The organism is Flectobacillus roseus, from assembly GCF_030056595.1.
GTDB classification, from domain to species: domain Bacteria; phylum Bacteroidota; class Bacteroidia; order Cytophagales; family Spirosomataceae; genus Flectobacillus; species Flectobacillus roseus.
The window spans coordinates 367,583-393,136 of the sequence record NZ_JASHIF010000004.1; the positions used below are offsets into that span (position 1 = coordinate 367,583).

Genomic DNA, 25,554 nt, shown 5'->3' on the forward strand with positions numbered 1-25,554 from the left:
TGAAATGAGGGAAAAGCAAGACGTTCTTCCCTCATTTTTATTTGTTGAAAGTGCCTTACGACTAAACCTTTTACTTGAACCCTTCAGCCTTTTTATTTAATCTCTAAAACATTCAACTATGAAGAATAATAGACAGCAATCTATAGATTTTTTGCGTGGTTTGGTCATGGTCATAATGGCGATTGACCATATCAGAGACTTGATGTTAACTTCTGAAATAACCCAAGACCCTACAGATTTGGCATCCACGACGCCAAGTTTGTTTTTTACCAGATGGATTACTCATTTTTGCGCACCTACATTTGTGTTCTTGTCGGGCGTATCGGCCTATTTATCTTCTCGTAAGTATCATGATTGGGAGGCTACCAAACGATTTCTGATTACCCGTGGTTTGTGGTTGATACTACTTGAATTTACTATTGTCGGATTCGGTATTTGGTTTGATATACAGTTTAGAAGTTTCCTTTTCCAAGTGATAGGCAGTATAGGAACGGGCATGATATTATTGGCTTTTGTTTTTAAACTTTCACCTAAAGTATTAGCAATCATATCCCTTGTTTTAATTTTTGGGCATAATGCCTTAGGCTTAGTTCCCGCTTTTGAAAACCCAGTGTTGAAGTTTCTATGGGCACTCTTCATCAGTCCAAACCTATTTCCAATTGGCTCCGACCACATGGTAATGGTAATGTATCCAGTACTTCCTTGGTTTGGAATTATGCTTGCAGGTTTTGTAGTAGGACGTCTCTATGAGTTGGATCCTTTGGCACGGAAAAAAAATCTTACTACTTTATTTTCTTTCACTTTGATAGCTTTTATAGTGATTAGAGCAGTCAATATTTATGGAGATCCAAGACCTTGGTCGGTGCAGGAAAGTCCATTTTTTACCATATTGTCATTTGTGAATACCACGAAGTATGCTCCATCATTACTTTTTACGTTGATGACACTCAGTTTTGCTTTAGGAATATTGCTGTTGACAGATGGAAAGGAAACCCCTTTGATGCGATTTTTTGGGGTTTATGGAAAAGTACCGCTGTTTTACTATCTCATTCATTGGTACATAATCCATTCTCTAACACTGATAATGGTGTTTATGCAAGGATTTACTTGGGAAAGTTTGGAGTTTGGAGTCTTCAAATTTGGGCGTCCAGCTACTGGTTCAGGGGTGTCATTGGGAGGAGTCTATTTAGTATGGATTGGAGTGGTGTTAAGTTTGTATCCCTTGTGCTTGTGGTATGGCAAATACAAAGCCTCACATCCTGAAAAACAATGGTTGAGATATTTGTAAGTTGAGAATTGGTACTGTACAAAGGATTTCAAGCTATTGCAGATGTTGGATTTCAGATTTCCGAAATAAAGAAGAATATAGAAGGTTGCAATTCCGAAATCCGATATCCGAAATAAATATTTTACAATCCTTCGTACACTACTATTATTGACTCTACTACCCTGTGCATATTAAGGCTAGGTTAAGTTTTGATTGATGAAGGATTTGTTCTCTTGAATCTCGATACATTCGTGCTGGCATAAATTTACCTGCACATGAGACTAAGCATTTCCTTCAATTTATTACTTATATGTTGTCTTTTTAGTTGTACAAACCAACATCCAGTAGAACCCAATATTTGTATTGCTAATCAGTCAAAAGAGATTAGTTTTAAAACAGATATTGTTCCGATTTTGCAGAAAAATTGCTGGTCTTGTCATAATGCCACGAATCATTCAGGAGGATTGGTGTTGGGAAACTACCAACAAGTATTTGACGATGCTCAGAGTGGAGAGTTTTACGATGCTGTCATCTCGCTCAACGGTAATCCACCTAGGATGCCCAAAGGAGGAGCTTTGTCTGAATGTGAAACAGCGACTATCAAGAAATGGATTGACAATAAAATGCCTGATAATTAAAAGGGTGTTTTGTGTTAAATTATTGATTGTTAGGTTTGTAAGGTATTTTTTCGTTAGTGGTAAACGATCTAAAATATCTTCAATCTATATGAAATTTATGTACTTTTGATGAGGATAAAGCTCAATTTTATTCAATTCTTTGAATAAGTTTATCTGAAGAATAAACATCGATACTGCCAATTTTTTCTTTTTTAAACTCCTCTACATTCCATTCCATACAGGTGTCGAACGGCATCATGTGTTCAAACTGCGTAGGTATTAATTCAATTGTACAACCTTGTGAATAGACGACCAAAAGTGAGTGGGCAAGTCCAGGCTTGGAGTCCATTATTGTGATACGTTGATAGGAGAGATTTTCCTTTAAAAAAGACTTAACTGAAGAATTGAGATATTTTTCCAAATTCTTTGCACAAGGAGGTTGTTTACTTCTCTCATGTTGACAAGCCAACACTAATAAAGAAAGGAGTAGAATTCTTTTCATTTTCATGTCTATTTTAAGATAGAAATCGGTCTTTTTACTTTATCGATGAGCAACACAATACTAGGAGTGATCTGAATCTTGTTTTTACAGCTAAAACTTAAAGTTGTTAAGCTAAATTTCGAACATTTAGCTTAAATTATGGGTATATTCGAATAAAAGATTGTCCTTTTTTACTTCAATCCTGAATTTGTAATGCGCACATCAACAGAACTCAATCGTCGTAACTTCCTCAAGGCTTCAGGGCTTTTGGGAGCTGCTTTTATTCTTGGTTTATCGGCTCGTGCTTCTGAGCCTTCTGAACAATCCATTGAAAACCTTAGCTTTCTCGAAGATTCTTTTGAATTAACTCCGTTTGTTATCATTGAAAAAACTGGAAAAATTACTATCATGAATTCGAAACCAGAAATTGGTCAAGGTACATGGCAGGCTATTCCTATGATTATTGCGGAGGAATTAGAGTTGGGGTTGGATCAATACGAGATAAAGCAAACTTCTGGAGATAAAAAATATGGAGGGCAAACCGCAGGAGGAAGTGCTTCGGTACGTACAAGTTATGCTACCTTGCGCAAAACTGGCGCTGCTGCTAGAGAAATGCTTTTGCAAGCTGCAGCCCAAACTTGGAATGTGCCAGTAAATGAGTGTTATGCCGAACGTGCCAATATTTTCCATAAACCAAGTGGTAAAAAACTAGCTTATTCAGCTTTGGTAGAAACAGCTTCTAAATTGGAGGTTCCAAAAGAACCTAAGCTCAAAGATAGCAAGGATTTTAAGTTAATTGGAAAACAAACACAACGTCAGGATATTCCTTTGAAAGTGAAAGGGCAAGCTACTTTTGGCATGGACGTAGAAGTACCAAATATGGTTTATGCTTCAGTAGAACGTTGTCCTGTTTTTGGTGGAAAAATCCAACAAATAGATGATACTCAAACCCTAAAAGTAAAAGGTGTTTTGCAAGTTGTGCGTGCCGAGAGAGTTTTAGGTAAAAACAGATATGAAGTTGTTGCCGTAATCGCATCCAATTATTGGGCTGCATTAAAAGGTCGTAAAGCACTAAAAGTAACTTGGGATTATCAAGGAAATGACCAATTTAGCACAACCCAGTTTGAACAGCAATTACGTGATTTGGCTAAAAATGAAGGTGTTGTAGATCATAACCAAGGTGATTTTGACAAAAACTATGCAGAAGCTCCAGTAAAACTAGAAGCATTTTATGAAACGCCGATGGTGTCACATTCTCCGATGGAGCCAATGAATTGTATTGCTAGCTGGACAGGGGATAAGGTAGAAGTTTGGGCTTCGTCGCAAGGACCTGATTTGTTACGGAATAGAGTCGCAGATGCCTTTGCCATTCCTGCCGATAATATCAAGGTGAATATTTTCTTTAATGGAGGAGGTTTTGGGCGCCGTTTGTACCAAGATTTTGCTACCGAGGCTGTATCGATTGCCAAAGCTGTAGGAAAACCAGTTAAAGTAATCTGGACTCGTGAAGACGATACCACACAAGGCCCATTCAGACCCATGACTTTTTCAGCCTTTAAAGGTGCGCTCACAGCTGATGGCAAAGCTTTGGCCTTGCAGCATAAGGTAATTTCGCCTTCCATTAATGCTACGCAAAATAAGAACTACGATAAAACAAAGTCTGACAATACCATGACTGAGGGTATTAGTGAGCAACAATACGAAATCCCTCATATCAAAAACTATTACGTTCATGCCGAAACGCATGTGCCATTAGCCGCTTGGCGTGCAGTAACGAGTACGACTTTGTCGTTTGCTCATGAGTGTTTTATTGATGAAATGGCACATAAGGCCAACAAAGACCCATTCGATTTCCGTTTGGAAATGTTACAAAAAGAAACAGATACCAAACGCGTAATGCTCAAGCTCAAGGAGGTATCTCAATGGGGCAAACCTTTGCCAAAAGGTTGGGCAAGAGGCGTAGCGCAATGGGAGTTTTTTGCAGGATTGGCGGCACAAGTAGTGGAGGTTTCGAAAAAGCCAAATGGAGGCGTAAAGATTGAAAAAGTGTATGCTGTGATTGACTTAGGGACAGTTGTTAATCCTGACACTGTAAAAGCTCAAGTAGAAGGTGCCGTAACTATGGCCATTGGTGCAGCGACCAAAGACGCTATTACCTTTGAGAAAGGTCAAGTACAACAGTCTAACTTCCACGATAATAGAATGGTGAGGATTGAAGAAATGCCAATTGTTGAAATTCATATTTTGGCAGAAGGGGGACCTAAAATCAAAGGAGTAGGAGAGCCGGGGCTACCTCCGTTTGCACCAGCACTAGCCAATGCGATATTTGCTGCCACAGGCAAACGCATACGCAAAATGCCTTTTGATTTGGATAAGGTTTGAGTGTAAGTAGATGATTAATAAATAATTGTCTCGCTATTTTGTAGAGATTAATTCATTACTTATACTGAAGTGGAGTCGCTAAAGTTGTGTAACCCTATTTTATTGTTACTTATGGAATCGCTTGAAATTATTATTTTGGCGGCTGGAAACTCAAGTCGACTTGGTCAGCCCAAACAGTTGGTGGTTTATCAAGGGAAAACTTTAATTGAACATATTGTCTCCAATGCTTTGCAGGTAAGTCCGCATGTAACAGTGGTATTGGGGTCGCATGCTAAACGTATAGAATGGACGCTGAATCAGGCGCAGTTATTTCCCAAAATCGTTTATAATGCCGATTGGGAGCAGGGAATGGGAACATCGATAAAAGCAGGAGTGAGCTCTTTGAACAATAAGCAAGCCCCCATCATGATTTTATTATCAGACCAGCCAGCAGTAAAAACGAGTTTGCTTTGGCAGATGATTCATTTGTATCAGGAAAAAAATCCTAAAATTGTGGCTTGTGATTATGGAGGCAAATTGGGCGTTCCGATGTTATTTTCTCCTCAAGTACGTCATGAATTATTGATATTGTCTGGCGATCAAGGGGCACGGAGTTTTTTATCCTATTACAGGGATACAACTCTCACAGTACCTTTTGCATTGGGAACTTGGGATATAGACACCCCTGAAGATATGGCAGAGCTTATGCGAAAAAAAAATTGAGCCAGTAAAATTATTTTCTTGTTAACTTTGAAAAGTTTTAGACAAAATGTGGAGGTAAAGCTTGATGAGAAAAATGATTTTTGTACAATTTCTCTGAAAAAATATTGACATCTAAAAGCTGAAGGACTAAGTTCTTCGGCTTTTTGTTTAATCAAGCTTTGGGACGATGGGATTTTACCAAAAAAGAAAGCTGCAAGGTAGGTACCTTACAGCTTTGCCATATTGCTTCTTGCTATTATTTGATCACTAACCTATTAGATAAGTTTTCGATACAAATATATACGATGAAATAACTAAGAAAGTCATAATGTTTGCGAAATTTATTTAATGGTATGTAAATGACCTTTTTTTGTTGTTTAAAATGAATAAATGGAAAAATGATATAGATATAATCCTAAATTATTGATATGAGATATTTTATTGAATGTGCGTATTTGGGGACTAATTATGCAGGTTGGCAAATACAACCCAATGCAATGACAGTTCAGGAGGAAATAGAAAAAGCATTAACCATTTTACTGAAAGAACCTACTAGTTTGATGGGTAGTTCACGCACTGACGCGGGTGTACATGCCTATACGCAAGTGGCACAGTTTGACCGAGAAAATCCAATTTCTGATATTTCACAATTGATATATAGATTAAATAAAATTTTATCTCAAAATATTTCTATAAAACGGATTTATCAGGTTCCTGATGATTTTCATTGTCGCTTCGAAGCCACTTTCCGTAAGTACGAATATCGGATATTAAGAAGAAAATCTCCTTTTTATCAGAATATGGCTTACCAATTCGAAATGCCTTTAGATATGCTCAAAATGAATGAGGCTGCACAAATTTTGTTCAAATACGAAGATTTTGAATGTTTTAGTAAACTGCACACAGACGTAAAAACATTTAATTGCACCATCATGGAGGCAGAGTGGCGTCAAGAATCAGAAGATTTACTGGTTTTCCATATCAAAGCCAATCGCTTTTTGAGAGGAATGGTACGTGCAATTGTGGGTACCTTGTTGGAGGTTGGTTTAGGAAAATTGAGTGTACAAGGTTTTGAAAAAATTATTACTGATAAAAATCGTCAAAATGCAGGGCGCTCGGTACCTGCTCAAGGTTTGTTTTTGATGGAAGTGAATTATGAGTTGTAAAAAATAGGGAAAGGTGCAAATTGCTTTTGCACCTTTTCTTTGAATGCCTATTTTCTCAAAATTTGTATAAAAACATCTTCTAGTTTCGACGCCATTCTGATTTTGATATCATAAGCATCCACATTTAAGCCTTTGGCATTGAATTTCGAAATCCAGATTTCTTTGAATCCCAACTTCTGCGCTTCGGCAATACGCTGTTCGATTCTGTTTACAGCACGGACTTCGCCTCCCAAGCCGACTTCTGCGGCAAAACAAACGGTATTAGGAATACTAATATCTTCGTAAGAGGATACAATAGAGGTACAAACTGCCAAATCTATCGCAGGATCTTCCACTTTGAGTCCGCCAGCAATATTCAAGAAAACATCTTGGTTCCCCAACCTAAAGCCTCCTCGTTTTTCAAGAACCGCCAGAATCATATTCAAACGTTTGGCATCAAACCCTGTCGAGCTTCGTTGGGGCGTTCCGTAGGTGGCAATTGAAACAAGCGATTGTATTTCAATGAGTAAAGGACGATTTCCTTCTAACATGGCACCAATAGTGATACCAGAAAAATCCTCGTCTCGTTGTGAGATAAGTATTTCCGAAGGATTTGTTACTTCTCTCAAACCCGATTCTAACATTTCATAAATTCCTAGCTCAGATGTACTACCAAAACGGTTTTTGGTGGTACGTAAAATACGATATGCCAAATGGCGGTCACCTTCAAATTGCAATACAGTATCTACCATGTGCTCTAGCACTTTTGGCCCAGCCAAGCCACCATCTTTGGTAATATGTCCAATCATAAACACTGGCGTACCTGATTCTTTGGCATATTTCATTAACTCTGCAGCGCATTCTTTCACTTGTGAAATACTACCAGCACCTGCTTCAATGAAAGACGATTGGAGTGTTTGAATTGAGTCAATAATCAAAATATCTGGCTCAAATTGCTCGATTTGTTTGAAGATATTTTGGGTTGAGGTTTCGGTCAAAATATAGCAATTATCACTTTTGTGAGCCAAACGTTCAGCACGCATTTTGATTTGCTGTTCAGATTCTTCACCCGAAACATACAATACGCGGTAATTACTGAGTGTTAATGCAATTTGGAGCATCAGCGTAGATTTACCAATACCCGGCTCGCCACCAATCAATATCAACGAGCCTAATACTATGCCTCCACCCAAAACTCGATTCAGCTCTTGGTCTTTGGTTTTGATACGAGGCTGCTCTTCAAAATTAATTTCTTGAATCGCTCTGGGCTTGGCAGCTACTTTTAATGAACTGCTCGATTTCCAAGAGCCTTTGGTGGGCTCTTCTTTTTGAATGACTTCCTCTACAAAAGTATTCCATTCTCCACAAGATGGACAGCGCCCCAACCATTTGGGTGCCTGATGTCCACAATTCTGACAAAAAAAAGAGGTTTTAGTCTTAGCCATAAAATTATTGTATTTGTTATTGGGCAAACTAAAATTAGTTTTACCCACTCTAAGCAATATGCTGTAAGCTAAAAGTTCAAAAGCATTTCTAATGAAATCATGAATACAGTTACTCCATTAGATAAATATTGATTTCAAAATGGGTGACAAGCAAATTTTAGCTGTCATGATAATATTCAGGACAATTATCACAGGAAATAAATATCATTTTCTACGAAATTGGATGAATTTTTGTGTTTAAAACATAGATATGCATAAAGGTGTTGATGTATTTCAAAAATGTATGCAAAGATACCGTTTACGAAATTATACGAAAAAAATGATTTATACTTGTATCACTAACACAACAGGTGTCGTTATTTCCCCAGTTTGAGTTGAACAACTAAAAGATTATCACTAGTCGCGCAACATTAACTTTAAATAAAACTTACTTATGAAAAAGACATTTGGATTCCTTGCCCTCTTTATGCTTTTGACTATGGTTTCAAAAGCTCAGTTCTTTACACTCGGTATCAAAGGTGGTGTAAACTTATCACAATTGAAATTGGGAAATGAATTGAATATGAATTCGATCGGTGCCAATTTTCAACAAAGTCTAGACACTAAAACTGGTTATGTGGGTGGTGTGTATATGCGTATTGGTAACAAAGTTTTTATTCAGCCTGAATTTTTGCTTTCAGCCAAAGGAGGTAGCTTGAATATATTGAAAGGAGGAAGTACGGCAAATAAACAGACTGTTGATATTGAGTACACAAATATTGATATTCCTGTGTTGCTAGGTTTTAGAATGGGTCCTTTCCGTATCAATGGTGGACCATTAGCATCTTTCAATGTAAGTAAAGGAGCTACGCTAAACGAGTCAATTAAGGCATATACCCAAAATGGCGCTGAAGATGCTTTCAAAAAGGCTTCGTATGGTTATCAAGTTGGGGGTGGATTAGACCTTGGAGCACTTTCTCTTGATGTAAGATATGAAGGTAGCCTTTCGGATGTAACATCAGCTCAGTTTACCAACGATATGAAATTTACCCAAAAAGGCAATTTGTGGCAATTGACACTAGGTTTGAAAATTTTGTAGATGCAACAAATATTTTTTTTAAGTCCCAAGTTTTAAAACTTGGGACTTTTTTTTGAACTGTATTGTATTGTTTTTGAAATAATTCAAGAAAGATGGGATTTTTTGGATAATCCATAAACTAAGCTTTTTAAGAATTATGTTCTTTTGTAAAACAATTCTCAAAAGACCAACAAATATCATCATGCAAACTTCCTTCAAAGACCTTTTGCAGACTGAGCTCAAAAGCTTGGTTGAACTAAAACATTCTGAGCGACCATGGCACATGCCACTGATTGCGGCTTTTTGTGCTAGTATAGCTTTGTTCTCGGGTTTGTATTTAGGTCAATTGAGTAATGGACTATTAGTTTGTTTGGGAGGTCATGTGATTTTGTATATGCCCTCGTTGCCCTTAACCAATCGAATGATTACGATGATTGTATGTTCTTTTGGGATGGTCTTGTCTTTTACAGTTGGTATCGCATGTAGTTTTAATCCTTGGATTTCTGCTGTTTTCGTAGGTATTTACGCTACTCTGGTGCATTGGGTAGTGGGGCATTTTAAATTGAAAGCACCAGGAAGTTTCTTCTTTTTATTGATTGCTGTAATGGCAAGTTGTATGCCGTTTGGCTGGAGCGAAATGCCTCAAAAAATTGGCTTGATTGCCATGGGAACCATGTTGGCTTGTATTATTACATTTATATACAGCCTGGTATTACTTAATACACAAAAAATGGTGGCTCATCCTCCCGTTACGATAGCGATTACTGTTCGCCGACAGCGCTATCATAATCTGGTACAATCGATGATTGTAGGGTGTTTTGTGATGATATCACTTGGCATAGGACATTTTTTTGCTTTGAAAAATCCTTATTGGGTTGCTATATCCTGTTTGGCTATTATGCAAGGTATTAGTCGTCGCCATGTTTTGCAGCGTATTATTCATCGAATTTTAGGAACAACCCTTGGACTTGGTCTTTGCTGGTTGATATTACACTTTCAGTTACAACCGCTGACCTTGTGCTTAAGCATTGTGACATTGATGTTTATTATTGAAACTTTAATCGTGCGCAATTATGTACTGGCAGTGATTTTTATTACACCTATGACCATATTTTTGACTCAAGTGGCCAATCCTTATTTTAACAATACTGATCTTCTTTTTACCTTTCGATTGCTCGATATTGTTTTGGGTAGTTTGTTAGGAGCACTGGGTGGCTGGTTATTGTTTCATAATCAGTTTAAATACCAAACAGCCAAGCAAATACAACGAGTAAAATTGTTGGCCCAAAGACGCCATTCGACCCGAACGACGATTTGATGCTGCTAAGAAGCAAACGTTATCGGGAACGTTTGCATAAATAATTCAATGGTAATATTTGGAGAATGCTTTGTGATTAACCTACATTTGAAAGTAGTTTTTTAATATAAAATATTATTTTTCTTATGTACAGACCTCTAAAGGCATCGAGCGATTGCGAATTACTATCCCTATTGATGGAGGATAGCGATGCAGCTTTTGAGGAAATATACCGTCGTTATTTTACCAAATTATATGCTTTGGTAAAGCGCCGTCTTTGCGATGAGCAGCAAACTGAAGATATTATCCATGATCTATTTTTAAATCTTTGGGTGAATCGTCATAAAGCAAACATAGATAATTTACCTAACTACTTAATGAAGAGCGTCAAGTATCGTGTGTTAGATGCACTTGACCACGATACCGTACGCCAAAATTTCTTGGATTATCAGGTTTACACTCCCCAAGAACACAATTCTACAGAAGAAAATATATTCTATTCCGACGCCCTCCGTGTGTACAATGAAAATTTGATGATATTGCCCGAAAAATGCCGAGAAGTATTTCTATTGAGTCGCGCGGGCTTATCTCAAAAAGAAATTGCTCAAAAATTAGGTATCTCAGAGAATACCGTAGAAAACCATATTGCCAAGGCGCTACGACTTTTGAAGTCGGGCATGGCCGAATATTTGACACCTAACACCTTGATTCCTATCCTTTTCTTCTTTTTTTAAAAAAATATTAAAAAAAAATCATATTCGAGTAGTGGAAGTCTTTTGCTGAACCGACTTATAGATGTAAGGAGTTAGTAAGACTTTATTGATAAAAAACAGTAATAAAACATGAGCCATCCTGAATTTAAAGATGATGACGAGATCATCAAGTCGCTCAGAGAAAAATATACTCCTGAAGAAATAGAGAAGCTGTTAGTTTGGTACGATGCTTTCGATGAAATAGCTCCCTTGGAAGAGGATTTACCCAAAATCGAAAAGAAAGTTTGGGAATCCCTACAAACAGAACGTGGTATCACTCCCGATGAAGAGGAGGAGGAAATACAAGGTTCAGGCTGGAAAGAGTGGTGGAAGCAAAACTGGATGATGCTTTCGGCAGCAGCAGCGGCTATTGCTATCATTGTTGGTATAGCTTCACAACCACAAAATAAAGGTGATATTGAAAGTTTGGTAGGAATTCCACAACTGTCTACTAAAGAAAAAAGCCTTTGGGAAACAGTTACCAATGTAGGAAAAGCTATTCAGGAAGTGAGCCTGCCAGACGGAAGTAAAGTTTGGCTGAATCCTTCTACGAGCATTATGTATAAAATTGTCAAAGGTGCGCCAACTCGTGAGGTATATCTCGAAGGAGAGGCATTTTTTGACGTAAAGCCCAATAAAGAACAACCATTTCATGTCAAAAATAAAGGCTTGAATATCATGGTATTAGGGACGAGCTTTAATGTAGTTGCCTCAGCAAATACTGACAAATATGAAGTCTCGGTGGTGACAGGTAAAGTAAGAGTCAATTATCAAGAAGATGAGGATAAAGTCAATCAAGTAATTATTACTCCTCAACAACAAGTAGTGATTCAGAAAGAGGAAAATACGGTTGAAACCCATGATTTTACAGTAGAACAACACACACACAAGCAAATTTGGGAACCTATTACGCTAAGTTTTGACGAAGTAATATTAGATAAAGTTATAGAACAAATTGAAGATGAATACGGAATCATAATCCGAACACCCAACACCGCTATTAGAAAATGTACCTTATTCGGGAATTTCAAAAACCAAAGACTTCCCGTAATCATGGATATTATCTGTAGCTCAATTAGTGCCACTTACCAAATTGAAGGCAACGAAATAATCATCTTAGGTGATGGTTGCCAATAAGAGTTAGCATCATAGTCCGTTTTAGCGATTTATTTAAAAGAAAAATCTTGATGTGATTACCAGCAAGAAGTTATTTACCAGATGATTTCTTATTCATATAAAGACTATCGATTAAATAAAGTAGCTACCTATAAAAAAAGCCTGAAGTGTTACCAGCACTTCAAGCTTGTAAGCCTCCACGAGCATTTACCAGATGCCTGAAGAGGTATTGTAGATTTCACAACCAAATCGTACAAAGCAAATTTATGGAAAAACAATTTATTAAGACAACATTTTTCAAAATCATGAAGATGACTGTCATTCAGTTAGCCATAGCTATTGCCTTTATGGTGGTATCTTATGCAAAAGATGCCAGCGCGCAAGAAGTTTTGGCAAAACCAGTGACTGTTTCAGTAAAGAACAGCACTATTAAGGGTGTGTTGAAAGAACTAGAGAAAGAATCAGGTGTTTCTTTCATCTTTAGTTCTAAACAAACACTTACCCAAGCCAACAATCTAAGCCTTATTGCTAACAATGAAAGTTTGAGAACGGTCCTAAATCGTTTCTTAAATCCTCTTAACATGAGCTATAAAGTGGTGCATAATTCTATTGTACTGACTGCTTCGAACGGACTAGAAGAAAAGTCGGGAATGAATACACCCATGCTCGAAACCAGTCTCACAAAAGCCACAGCAGCCGATCCTGTTAAAGGAAAAGTCGTGGATTCAGAAACTGGTGACGCTCTTCCAGGAGTTACTGTGAAGGTAAAAGGTACTAACAATGGTGCTACTACCGACTCTCAGGGTCGTTTTAGTATCAATGCCCCCAAAGGCGCAACCTTGGTATTTTCATTTATTGGGATGAAAACCCAAGAAGTGAAAATTGAAGGAAAAGGCGAACTGAGTATTTCGCTCGCACCAGAAAACAGCATGCTTGCCGAGGTGTCGGTCGTGAGCGATGGTTATGGTGTAGTGAAAAAAACAGATAATACTGGTTCGGTGGCCTCGATGTCGGGTCGTGATCTCAAAAATATTCCTATCACAAGTGCCGCACAAGCAATGACAGGTCGTATGGCAGGGGTAAGTGTTGTTACCACAGATGGTTCGCCAGATGCCGACGTTGTAATTCGTGTTCGTGGGGGCGGCTCAATTACACAAGATAACTCACCTTTGTATGTAGTAGATGGTTTTATTGTAAGTAGTATCAAAGATGTACCGCCTTCAGATATAGAAAGTATCAACGTATTGAAAGATGCAGCAGCTACAGCGATTTATGGAGCGCAAGCTTCTAATGGGGTAGTAGTTATTACCACCAAAAGACCTAAAGCTGGTCGTACGACGGTATCGTATAACGGCTTTATGCAGTTGAAAACCTTACCTTCTGACCGTGCCTATAAAGTGCTTTCGCCTTATGAATATGTGTTGGTCAACTACGAAAGAGCCAAATTACGTGGTACCACAGACGTAGCTAACATGGAAAAATTCTTTGGAAAATATGGCGACTATGATTTGTATCAAGGTAAAAAAGGTACAGATTGGCAGAAAGAACTTTTTGGCGCTCCTCGTACAACTCAATCTCACAACGTTAGTATTAGCGGTGGTACCGAAATGACGACCTTCAGCTTGAGTTTAACAAACAACACCGACCAAGGCTTATTGACTGGTTCTGGTTATACTCGTAATGTTATCAACTTTAAGATTAATCAAAATATTAGCAAGAAATTGAAATTTGATGCTTCAGCTCGTATCACGAACACCGTAATCGACGGAGCTGGTACTTCTGGCTCGGCACAGTTGAACATCAAAGATGCCGTTCAGACTCGCCCAACTAATGGTATCGCCGATGCTTTGGATATTGATTTGACTACAGCAAGTAGCGATGATGATTTTGCCTCATTCTTATTGGCATTAGTAAACCCTAAAAAATTAGTAGCACAAGACTGGCGTAAACGTACCACTCAAGACTATGTATTGAATGCAGGTTTGAGTTGGTCAATTGTAAAAGGTTTAGATTTTAAAACAACATTAACAAGCTCAAAATCATATGACAAAGTTTTACGTTACTACGGTCCATTAACTAGTGAATCCTTCAACAATGGTAGTAGTTTGCCTATTGGTGAAAAAACTAACTATGAGATAAACTCATTGCGTTGGTTGAATACATTGAATTATCAAATGAAGGGTTTGGGTGCTCATAAGTTAGATTTCTTGTTGGGTCATGAAGTTTATTCAACAGGCGGAAATACAAGTTTCCTACGTGGCGAAGACTACCGTGCTTCTATTACGCCTGAAGAGCTATTCGCCAACATGTCGTTTGGTCGCACCGACCGCCAATACACGACTGAAAATACCGACCAAAATCGTGTTTCAGGATTTGGACGTATCAACTACCAATTCAAAGACCGCTATTTAGCTGCTTTGACTTTCCGTGCAGATGCTTCAAGTAAATTTAGTGCTGCTAATCGTTTGGGCTTCTTCCCAGCTGTAGCATTAGGTTGGAAACTGTCTGAAACAAAGTTGTTGAAACAAATGCGTGACCTCGATGAGTTAAAACTTCGTGTTTCTTACGGTGCAACAGGTAACGACCGTATAGATGCAACAGCAACTCAATTCTTGTTTGAAGCGACTACATTGAGAGGACCAGGTTTTGGCAATGTTGACAACGTATATTATACTCCAACAGGAACCACATTGTATAATCCGAACTTAGTTTGGGAAACGACCATCAATCAAAACGTAGGTCTTGATTTTGGTTTCTTCAAGCAACGTTTGGTAGGTAGTTTGGATTTGTATCATAACAAAACAAGTAATTTGTTATTGCAGTCTGCCATTCCTTCAAGTTCAGGTTTTACCAAACAGTGGAATAATGTAGGCAGTACTTCAAACCGTGGGGTTGAGTTGTCATTGACAGGATATATTATCGACAAGCCAGATGCTTCATTTTCTGTAAACTTAAACTTTGGTATCAACAAAGCTAAAGTTGAGGCATTGGATGGAACACAGGAGCGCTTCTTCCAGTCAAACTGGGCAAGTACTGACCTGCGTGACCAAGACGACTTCTATGTAAAAGTAGGAGGTACTTTAGGTGATGTATATGGTTATGTAGCAGATGGTTTCTACAAAATAGATGACTTTTCTGGCTACGATGCTACAACCAAAAAATATATCTTGAAAGACGGGGTAGCTAACTCAACTTCAATTACAGGTAATACTGCTATTCGTCCAGGTTTTATGAAGTTAAAAGATATCAACGGTGATGGGGTAGTAAACAGTTTAGACCGTCAGGTAATTGGTAATACTTTGCCAAAAGCCCAAGGTGGTTTCGGATTTAATGGTCGTTACAAAAACTTTGATGCTTCTGTTTTCTTTAACTGGTCGTATGGTAACAAGATTTATAATACTGGTAAAATCCAATACAACCAATTCCGTCGTGTGACTTACGGTAACTTAACCGATATGATGAGCATCAACAATCGCTTTACCTACTTGGATGTAGACGGAAAATATACAGGAACACCAGGTGAAATAGTAACTGATTTGGAGCAATTGAGACAATTAAACGCCAACAAAACTATCTGGTCGCCACTAGGTTTGTCAGAATCTCAAGCGGTTATCTCTGACTGGGCGCTCGAAGATGGTTCATTCATTCGTTTGAACAACCTAAACATTGGTTACTCAATTCCTAAGCACCTTATTACAAAGCTTGGTATGTCGCAGTTCAGAGTTTATTTCACAGGTAATAACCTTTATCTGTGGTCGAAATACTCTGGCTATGACCCTGAAGTTAGTACTACTAGAAGTGGTTATTCAGGTTTAACACCTGGGGTAGATTATTCATCTTTCCCTCGTAGCCGCTCGTACACACTAGGTGTAAATATTACCTTCTAGCCTTTGTGAAAAGTTTGAATTGAACTTTTGGTGTGTTTAACCTAAAAATCAGACTCAAGCCTCGGCAAAAGTCTATTCAATGTATTATGAAAAAGAAATTCCTCATACTCGCAGTGATAGCTTCTGGTTTTCTAACGTCTTGTAAAGACTTTTTAGAACCTGATTCATTATCAACTTTTGATGTAACTTATATTTATTCAAACCCTGATGATGCTCGTAAAGGTGTAAACGCTATTTATGAATCATTTGGTCAAGATGCATTCCGTTCTCGCCTTTCAAATAATATGGCAGGTAATACCGACATCGAGCACCAAAGTGGCTGGAGTAGTACTGCTGACCGTTATCAAATTTGGGATTTGAATGCCCTCGCTACCAATGGCGACCTTCGTATCGTATGGAATGCAGCTTACACTTCGATTCGTAACTGTAATATCGCTATCGAAGGAATTGAAGCCAGTGATGCCCTAAAATCTTCTGATGCTGCTACTTCAAGAAAAATGTACCAGATGCTTGGTGAGGCGTACACAATGCGTGCTTACTGGTATAGCATGCTGACGATGTACTTCGGTGATGTACCTAATGTACGTCAAGCGCCAAAGGCTGGTAATAACTTCTTTTTACCTAAGGAAGATCGTAACGTAATTTTATCGCAAGTCATAGATGACCTGATTAAAATTGAAGATAAAATGCTTTGGGCTGACCAAAACAGCTATAGTATCGAACAAATCAACCGTGAATATACCATGGGTATGATTGCTCGTTTGGCACTTCAGCGTGGAGGGTATTTCTTGACTCCTGCTATGCAAATGGAGCGTAAGTCTGACTATTTGGATTACTATAAAATAGCGAAGACCTATACCGAAAAATTAGTTACGTTGAAAGACCGTGCTTTGCCAACAGATTTCAAACAGGTATTCTTGAATGAATCAAAATTTGTGACTCCATCCAATAGTGATGTATTATTTGAAGTACCATTCGCGATTGGTAATGGTGATGTGGGTTGGAATATTGGTATTACCGTAGAAGGTGGTACAACAGCAGCTCACAGCTATGGTTCGGGTAATAACTATATGGCAATTCCTCCAACGTATTATTTTTCATTCGATACATTGGACGTTCGTCGTGACGTAACTTGTGCTTTCTACAAAATCAATACGAGTGCTCAGGCTGTATTCGTAACCAACTCGATGAACATTGCCCAAGGTAAATGGAGTCGTTGGTTCTTAGATAAAGCGCCTGGGGCTTCTACGGCCAAAGGTACGGGTATCAACTGGCCAATGATGCGTTATTCGGATGTATTGTTGATGTTGGCTGAAGCAGAAAACGAATTGAATGGCCCAACCGAAATTGCTCAAAATGCGCTAAAACGTGTTCGTCAGCGTGCGTTCTCTTCTACTTACTGGCCTACCAAAGTAGATGCTTATATTAAGTCTGTATCTGCTTGAAAACAAAGTTTCTTTAATGCTATTGTGGATGAAAGAGCTTGGGAATTTGGCGGTGAAATGATTCGTAAATATGAATTGATTCGCTGGAACTTATATGCACCAAAAATGAAACAAATGGTGGATGACTTGAAATTGATGGCAGATGCTGCGCAGACAGGTACAGGTAAATTCTCTGAATTACCAGACTATATGTACTGGAAACGTGATGCAAGTGGAACTTTCAAATTGTTGAACCCAAGCCGCAAATACGTAGGGACGCCAGATGCAACTTGGACACGAGTATCGTTCTTGGCAAGTTTGAAACCAACACCTACCACTTACGCGGATTGGATTACCAAAGATTGGGATAAATACTACAATGGTTCAGTTGCTGGTGTTACTCGTTATATTTTCCCTATCCCTGCCGAAGCAATTACAAATAGCCAAGGTAAACTAGCCAACGACGGTTACGGTTTTTAGGCTGTAGGTTTGAGTGCGATGACTTGTTAATGAGATTATTGCACTCAAATATGGCAAGTTGTTTTCTTAAATTAAAAGGAGTTCCGACTGGGAGTCCTTTGTTTCAAGATCTTATTAACAAAGAAAATTTATGAAAAAGTCATATATCAAACAGAGTATCTTGTTAGCAGTATCGGCTTTGGGTTTGCTTTTTGCCTGCAAGCCTGAAGAAGAAATTACTGCGGAAACTCGCTTATTTCGCCCTGTTTTAAATAAAGATTTATCGGCCAAAAACAATACAATTATTGTGAATATGGCCAACATCAAAGCTGCAGTGGGATATACCGTGGAGGTAAGTAGAGATACCTTCAAAACGGTAGACTACAAAGTTGATGTTGATACCAATTATGTAGTAGTAGACCAAACCTTATTAAAAGGAGAGTCGTTGTTTTGGAATACGCAATATCAGGTGAGAGCTACTGCTCATGCTGCTAACGCTCAATATGACAGTAAGGTGTCAGATTTAGGTGGGGTAAGAACCGAGAAGTTTCCTACGATTATGGTTACTCCGACAGCTTCCGATGTGATTGACGTGGCGGCTCGTTTACGTTGGGCAACTGGATCGACAGTTATTACAAAGATTAAAGTCTTTGCCAAAACAGATTTAAAACTAGCAACACCATTGGCATCGTATGATGTGACTGATGCTGAGCAAAAAGCAGGTGCCAAGATTATAGGTAAATTGTTGCCATTGACTACTTATCAGTTAGCTATTTACAGTGCTGATGGAGCCATTCGTGGTTGGGATAACTATACAACTATCCAACGTGCCGTAGATACTACCCAGCCTGGTGTAATAGATTTGTCAGAAAGTGACGATCCAAATGCACTAAATACTGCGTTGACTACTGTTGTGGAAGGAGGAACGATTGTCTTGAAAAAAGGAGCAACTTATGTTATGCCTACCAACAACTTTGATAAGTCTGTGACAATTACTAGTGCTTACGGATTTGGAGATCAAAAAACAATTATTACGACTTCGGGTGGAGGAAATATTGCAAATGGAGCTTCGATCAAATATTTAAGATTCTCAAATATCGAATTTATTGGTGCTGATATTGCTGCTAGTTATATTTTCAACCCTAACCTAGCAACTACTACTACTGTGGGAGAGTTGTCATTTGATAACTGTGTAATCTCGAATATGCGTGGTGTATTGCGTATTCGTGCCAAAGTATTCATTACCAATTATATTATCAAAAACTCCATTGTACATCAAATTGGTAACTATGGTGTATTGACTACTGATACTGACGGTGATGCCCAAGCAGCTGTTGATAATATCTTGTTTCAAACCTCAACATTTAGCAAAATAAATATTTTCTTAGTTTCTCGTCAAAATTCAAAATCGGTTGTTATCGAAGATTGTACTTTGAGTGAGATTGCTACCAACCAAGGTTCATTGTTTCAATGGAGAGGTACCGCTGGTGTTCGTAGCAACGTCACAGGAGGTATTCGTATAAGTAATAGTATTTTTGGTCACGCTTGGGATCAATCAGGAACTAACTTGCTAACGGTTCGTGGTAAATCTGCTGGATTAGAAGCAACTACCTTTACAGTTCTTAATACCTACACTACTAGTGACTTTGGCTATGTTGTAGGTACCGAAATCCCTGGCCTCCCTTCAAATGCTTATTCTAAAAAAGCTACAGATTTGTGGGTAAGCCCTTATTCAGGATTAAACTTCAATTTTAAAGATACCGCTTTCTCTGGTCGTCGCGATAGTGGTGACCCTCGTTGGAGAGTGAAATAAAACTTGACTGCCCCCGAATTTTCGGGGGCTTTTTTCCTTTCAAAAATGATGATGAAAAAATCCTTTGCTTTAAGTTTCTTAAGCTTTCTTCCTTGTCTATTTCTGGCTTGTCATACTGCCAAAACCCAGTCTACTATTGCTCAAATAGTTTCTATGGAATATCCTAAAGATTCTGTTGCAGAAAGAATGCTTCTGTATCAAAGAGACAATGGAGGTTGGCCACAGCCTGGCGGAAATGCTATCAATTATTCACTTACGATTAAACCAGAGCTTAGGAAAAAACTTTTATCTGATAAAAAAGTATATGATACTACTATTGACGATAAAGCTACCACTAAGGAGATTAATACGCTTGTGAAAGCCTATAGCCAAACTCAGAATCCGAGTTATCTACAGGCCGCAGAGAATGGAATTAAATATTTGCTCGAAGCGCAAAGCAAAGCAGGAGGGTGGGGACAGTTTTATCCTGATACCGCTGGATATCGTAAACATATCACCTACAATGACAATGCCATGATAGATGTCATGAAGGTCATGAGAAGTACTGTTGAGGCAAAAGATGAGTACGCAAGTGTTTCTCCCAGCCTCAGACCTTTGGCTCAAAATGCTATGGAAAGAGGAATCCGCTGTATTTTGAATACCCAAGTTCGCCAAAATGGAACTCTTACCGTTTGGTGTGCCCAACATGACAGACTTACGCTAAAACCTGCCAAGGCACGAAAATTTGAATTACCATCGCTGAGTGGTGCCGAGTCAGTTGGGATTATTAATTTTTTGATGGCGATTAAAAATCCTTCTGAAGAAATCAAGCAATCTATAAAGTCGGCTGTTGAGTATCTGGAATCGGTAAAAATCAAAGGAATAAAAGTAGAGGATATACCAGCACTAGCTCTTCCCAAAGGTAAAGACCGTGTAGTAATAGCTGATCCTAAGGGGGAAGTTTGGGCAAGATTTTATGATTTAGAAACCAATCAACCATTTTTTGTTGGTCGTGATAGTGTACCCAAAGCGACATTAGCCGAAATCGAACACGAACGCCGCATTGGATACGGCTATTATGGCGACTGGCCCAAAAAACTCATTGAGGTAGATTATCCCAAATGGCTTGCCAAATGGAGCAAGTAAGCTCGGTCATTAGGTAAGTTAGTACGCAAAATAAAGTTTAAGGTTGTGCTTTGAGCTTTCAGGTATCGGCTTTCGGCGGTGGGCTTTGGGAAAAATGCATGTCCGTGGTCGTTAAAAAAATTTAACACTCTGTGCCTTGTGCCTGTTGTCTTGTGCCTCCTAAAAATTTCTATTTTGAGAGCTTTTTAGAAATAGCCCAATGCTGATATTCCAAAGCTCAGACCTTATTTAAAACCTATTCAAGATGAAAATTTCTTCTTTTTTCCAAGTGAGAAAATACATTTTTTCACTTGCTGCTTTCATGTTGTGTTTATTTTCAGAAACCCATGCCCAACAACTTGCTTTTCCCACTGCTGAAGGCGGTGGACGCTTTGCCAAAGGTGGGCGAGGTGGAAGCATATACGAGGTTACGAACCTCAATGATTCAGGTATTGGTAGTTTGCGTGATGCCATAAGTCAGCCCAACCGAACTATTATTTTTAAAGTTTCGGGAGAAATAAAACTAAAAAGTAGACTCGTAATCAGACAAAATAATATTACGATTGCGGGGCAAACAGCCCCTGGCGATGGGATTTGTATCACAGGATATACCCTTAATATTTCGGCATCAGATATAATCGTCCGATTCTTACGTTGTCGCTTTGGCGATGAGAATGCATCGGAGGACGATGCTATGAACTGTTGGAATGGACCCTACCAAAATATTATAGTTGACCATTGCTCTATGAGCTGGTCAATTGATGAAACAGGGACGTTTTATGGAATCCGAAATTTTACTTTACAATGGTGTATTTTGAGCGAAAGCTTATATAATTCAAAGCATGACAAAGGAATTCATGGTTATGCAGGAATTTGGGGAGGTGCAAATGCTACTTTTCATCATAACCTGTTAGCTCATCACTCATCCAGAAACCCTAGATTCGGGGGAGCTAGAAAAGGATATGTTCCTTATGACCCAGCTGATGAATTGGTAGATTATCGCAATAATGTGGTATATAACTGGGGAAATATCAACTCTTCATATGGTGGTGAAGGCGGTAAAATCAATATGGTGAATAACTACTACAAAGCAGGACCTGCCACGCCTGGTAGTCTTACTACAAGTTCCGCATCCAACAAAAGAAATAGAATTCTTAATTATACCAATTTTTATGTAGATGGCACAGATACCACTTGGGGAGGGAAGTTCTACATTGATGGTAACTATGTAGCTGGGTTTCCAGATGTAACGGCGGATAACTGGACCAAAGGCGTTCAAAAAGATAGTTACGCCAATGCCGATGCATTGATCAAAGCTGCTCGTCAGGAAAAACCTTTTGATACTGCACCTGTCCGTACACATACTGCGGAGGAAGCCTATTTAAGAGTATTGGATAGTGCTGGTGCCATTTTACCACGTCGTGACCCAATTGATGTACGAATCATTCGTGAAACCCGTACTGGGACTGCTACTTATGAGGGCGCTACCTACGCTTTGGTAACTAGTGCTGGAATTACTCACCCTTCGGGGATTATTGATAGTCCCTCTAATGTAGGAGGACTTCCAAAGTATGGAAGTAATAAGTCTTATACCGATGCAGATAAAGACGGGATGGATGATATTTGGGAGCTAGCGAATGGACTAAATCCCAAAGATGCTACAGATGGCAATAATATCGCTTCAAATGGATACACTCAGCTCGAAAACTTTCTCAATAGTATCACTAAAGATACAGGTTCTGGCGAAATTGCTGGTGGGACAAAAACGGTAGATTTGATGGGATACGATGCGGTGGTTGCTTTAGATGGAACAGGGTCGCATTCAACCGTTCAGGCGGCTATCGATGCTGTACCAGTGAATAGTACAGCACCTTTTCGAATTTTTATTAAAAATGGTAAATATCTCGAAAAAGTCAATATTCCTTCCAACAAGCCATTTATTTACTTAATCGGTGAAAGTGCAGCCAAGACTATTATTTCTTGGAATGACTATTCAGGAAAAGTTAATCCCGCAGGTGGAACCTATGGTACAAGCACTTCTGGAACTTTGACCATTAAATCAGATAACTGTGGCTTGTGGAATTTGACAGTTGAAAATACAACGGGTGACTCTCCACAAGCTTTGGCGGTATCCTTAGAAGGAGATAAGACCGTTGTAAAATCCTGTATTTTCTTAGGTGGGCAAGATACTGTATTAAGCAATGGCGATGGCAAACGCCAGTATTTTAAGGATACTTATATCGATGGTGTGGTGGATTTTATTTTTGGTAGTGCCACTGCCATTTTTGATTCTTGTATTGTGTATGCCAAAGACCGTGTCGATAAATTGGCAGGTAGTTATATCTCAGCAGCTAATACGCCAACCTCTCAAACGTATGGTTATGTATTCAGAAATACGATTTTACCAGCCAATAATGGGGTTACTTCTTATGTTTTAGGACGTCCTTGGCAAAATGATGCAGGCACTGCCGATGCTGCCAAAAAAGGAAATAAGGTTGTTTTTTTAAATAGTATTTATGGAAATAAAATAGTTAAATCGGAAGGTTGGTCAGTTTGGGATACTGGAACCAATACAAGTTTGATTACTTACGCCGAATATAAGTCAAAAGGTTTTAATGGAGCTTTGGCAGATGTTAGTAAAAGGGTTTCTTGGTCGAAACAATTGACGGATACTCAAGCTTTGGTTTATTACGATAATTCAAAAGTTTTTGGTACATGGGATCCTTGTACCGTCGCTAATGTCTGTCCAACGGCTAAAGGGGAGTTGGTTATGTTAAATTTTAAAGTAACCAAAGGAGCTAATTTGTCGACACCAACAACCTTTGCATGGAATACCGCATGGAATATGAAAGATATTCAATTCTCAGTATATCGAAGCGTGGATACTAAAACCAATTTTGTCAAGCTCAAAGATATTACTAGCACCACCGATACGCTCTGGAATTATACCACCAATGATAATGCACCAGAAGCAGGAAAAACCTATTACTATGTGATTAAGGCGACTAAAACAGGTTTTAAAGAATTTAATACTGACACTGTTTCGGTAACGAGTCTACCAACAATCACCTTAAATGGTACTCTATCTGATTTTCTACAAGGTCTAGGCGCTCCGTCAGCTTCTCAAGTATATACGGTTACTGGCGAAAACCTTCCTTCGGCATTGATCATTACTTTGCCCAACAACTTTGAAGCCTCTATTGATGGCGGGAAAACATGGAATACAACCTCTGTTGCGATCAGTCCAGTAAGTGGAGTTGTTCCTACAACTTCTGTATTGATTAGGTTGAATGCAAAAACTGCGGGAAATTATGCTGGTACTATTTCTCATACTAGTACAGGCGCAAGTACCAAGACATTGACGCTTACTGGGGTAACTCAGACAGAAGCGCTGGCATTTTCACAAAGGTTAGCGTTCTGGTCTATGAATATTTCTGATGCAGATAGCGCTGCTGTTCGTGCCAAAGGGGTAACCGTAAGCAAACCTGCCCTAAAAAGATTGTATCTCTCTAACGGCTCGGTGATTCCTGCTTACTCTACTTTGCATGGTCAGGCTTTTGCACCTTCTTCTGATGGTGGAGGATTGTGGACTACCGCAGGTGGGGGTTGGGGAAATAACCTTTACCGAGGTTCTTATGAGCAAATTGTGATAAAATGTAATACTGACTACACCCTCAGGGTAGACTCTTTACAATTGAAAACAGCCCTATATGCTGCATCAACGGGTAAATTTGCCTTGGTATATTCAAAAACAGGATTCAAAAGTGATTCCTCCGAAGCAAGTGCTAGTTTGTCGGCAGGTATTCCTCTTGCTGCAGGGGCAAATGGTAAATTTACTACGCCAATTGTACCCAATGCCGAGCCAAGTTCGACCACCACACGCTATCAATTTGCGCTGAATGGTTCAACAGGTATAAACATAGTAGCTGGGGATTCACTTACGTTTCGACTTTATTACAGCACAGGTAGTTCAAGTACTGGACGTTATGCCAAAATCAAAGATTTAGAACTTTTAGGAGTGAGTAAAGCTATCCTAAAACCTGCCTTGGCATTGACTCAGGCATTCCAAGATTTTAATTATATGATTGGCATGACCAACGAGCCGCAAAGCTATACTGTAACCGCCGAAAACATACAAGGAGAAATACAATTAGTACCTTCTGCCTTTTTTGAATTATCCTTGGATAAAACTACTTGGGTAAATGCTGCTTCTGTATTGAAAATTACCCCAACCAATGGAATGGTTTCAACCAAAGTATATGTTCGCTTTACGGCAAGTACAGCAGGTAGTTACACAGGCACCATTACGCACAAAGCAACAGGAGTACAAGATATAACAGTAAATTTGAAAGGAGTTGTTACAAAACCTTTAGGTATCGACGAAATAGGAAATCATGCCTTGTTGCTCAGCCCAAACCCAAGCATAAATGAAGTTCAGGTTTCGCATCCTGCTGAAAAAGCTGAATTGCGCCTCATTGATTTGCAAGGTAATAGCAAAATTTCTCAATCATTGACTGGACATACTACCACAACTACCCTAAGTTTGCAAGGCTTACCTTCTGGTGTGTATCTGGTCGAATGGAGTACTGGTGAAAAAAAGGCTACTAGAAAGCTGATTAAAGAGTAG

The 25,554-nt window shown here is 38.9% G+C and carries 15 protein-coding genes and 1 pseudogene; 14 read left to right on the forward strand and 2 right to left on the reverse strand.

The window, feature by feature from the left end; translation table 11 throughout:
* Window positions 1–118 precede the first annotated feature (118 nt).
* On the forward strand, window positions 119–1,288 hold the full coding sequence (locus QM524_RS06210; RefSeq protein WP_283343909.1) for a DUF1624 domain-containing protein: 1,170 nt from the start codon (window positions 119–121) through the stop codon (window positions 1,286–1,288).
* Window positions 1,289–1,542: 254 nt separating this feature from the next.
* Entirely contained in the window at window positions 1,543–1,905 is a 363-nt protein-coding gene (locus QM524_RS06215; RefSeq protein ID WP_283343910.1) for a hypothetical protein, read from the forward strand.
* Window positions 1,906–2,032: 127 nt separating this feature from the next.
* Here QM524_RS06215 and QM524_RS06220 read toward each other — a convergent pair whose 3' ends face one another.
* On the reverse strand, window positions 2,033–2,386 hold the full coding sequence (locus tag QM524_RS06220; protein ID WP_283343911.1) for a hypothetical protein: 354 nt from the start codon (window positions 2,384–2,386) through the stop codon (window positions 2,033–2,035).
* Window positions 2,387–2,578: 192 nt separating this feature from the next.
* Between QM524_RS06220 and QM524_RS06225 the strand changes: the two genes are divergently transcribed.
* From QM524_RS06225 to truA, 3 genes are all read left to right on the forward strand, one after another.
* Entirely contained in the window at window positions 2,579–4,747 is a 2,169-nt protein-coding gene (locus QM524_RS06225) for a molybdopterin cofactor-binding domain-containing protein (protein ID WP_283343912.1), read from the forward strand.
* A 111-nt stretch (window positions 4,748–4,858) separates the two neighbouring features.
* Window positions 4,859–5,449, forward strand: a complete 591-nt coding sequence (locus QM524_RS06230) for a nucleotidyltransferase family protein (protein ID WP_283343913.1) — start codon at window positions 4,859–4,861, stop codon at window positions 5,447–5,449.
* 407 nt (window positions 5,450–5,856) lie between these two features.
* A complete protein-coding gene (gene truA / locus QM524_RS06235; RefSeq protein WP_283343914.1) occupies window positions 5,857–6,594 on the forward strand; it encodes a tRNA pseudouridine(38-40) synthase TruA in 738 nt (245 codons plus the stop codon).
* A gap of 47 nt (window positions 6,595–6,641) precedes the next feature.
* On the opposite strand, the gene radA is transcribed toward truA, so the two are convergent.
* The gene (radA, locus tag QM524_RS06240) at window positions 6,642–8,018 is read right to left on the reverse strand and encodes a DNA repair protein RadA (RefSeq protein WP_095160822.1); all 1,377 of its coding nucleotides are present in this window, start codon (window positions 8,016–8,018) and stop codon (window positions 6,642–6,644) included.
* Between the two features lie 433 nt (window positions 8,019–8,451).
* Between radA and QM524_RS06245 the strand changes: the two genes are divergently transcribed.
* The 9 genes and pseudogenes from QM524_RS06245 (at window position 8,452) to QM524_RS06285 (ending at window position 25,554) form a co-directional block, all read left to right on the forward strand.
* On the forward strand, window positions 8,452–9,096 hold the full coding sequence (locus tag QM524_RS06245) for a porin family protein (protein WP_283343915.1): 645 nt from the start codon (window positions 8,452–8,454) through the stop codon (window positions 9,094–9,096).
* Between the two features lie 181 nt (window positions 9,097–9,277).
* Window positions 9,278–10,393: an FUSC family protein gene (locus QM524_RS06250; RefSeq protein ID WP_283343916.1), complete on the forward strand. Its 1,116-nt coding sequence runs from the start codon at window positions 9,278–9,280 to the stop codon at window positions 10,391–10,393.
* A 125-nt stretch (window positions 10,394–10,518) separates the two neighbouring features.
* Window positions 10,519–11,106 carry an RNA polymerase sigma factor gene (locus QM524_RS06255; RefSeq protein ID WP_095160819.1) on the forward strand — a complete coding sequence of 196 codons (588 nt, stop codon included), beginning with the start codon at window positions 10,519–10,521 and terminating at the stop codon, window positions 11,104–11,106.
* A 108-nt stretch (window positions 11,107–11,214) separates the two neighbouring features.
* The gene (locus QM524_RS06260; RefSeq protein WP_283343917.1) at window positions 11,215–12,261 is read left to right on the forward strand and encodes a FecR family protein; all 1,047 of its coding nucleotides are present in this window, start codon (window positions 11,215–11,217) and stop codon (window positions 12,259–12,261) included.
* A gap of 245 nt (window positions 12,262–12,506) precedes the next feature.
* Complete coding sequence (locus QM524_RS06265) at window positions 12,507–16,127, forward strand: SusC/RagA family TonB-linked outer membrane protein (RefSeq protein WP_283343918.1); 3,621 nt, start codon at window positions 12,507–12,509, stop codon at window positions 16,125–16,127.
* 86 nt (window positions 16,128–16,213) lie between these two features.
* Window positions 16,214–18,031: pseudogene (locus QM524_RS06270) on the forward strand (RagB/SusD family nutrient uptake outer membrane protein).
* Between the two features lie 130 nt (window positions 18,032–18,161).
* Window positions 18,162–19,823, forward strand: coding sequence for a DUF5123 domain-containing protein (locus tag QM524_RS06275; protein WP_283343919.1), 1,662 nt, complete (start codon window positions 18,162–18,164; stop codon window positions 19,821–19,823).
* Window positions 19,824–19,868: 45 nt separating this feature from the next.
* Window positions 19,869–20,948: a pectate lyase gene (gene pelA / locus QM524_RS06280; RefSeq protein WP_283343920.1), complete on the forward strand. Its 1,080-nt coding sequence runs from the start codon at window positions 19,869–19,871 to the stop codon at window positions 20,946–20,948.
* A gap of 244 nt (window positions 20,949–21,192) precedes the next feature.
* Window positions 21,193–25,554, forward strand: a complete 4,362-nt coding sequence (locus QM524_RS06285; RefSeq protein WP_283343921.1) for a pectinesterase family protein — start codon at window positions 21,193–21,195, stop codon at window positions 25,552–25,554.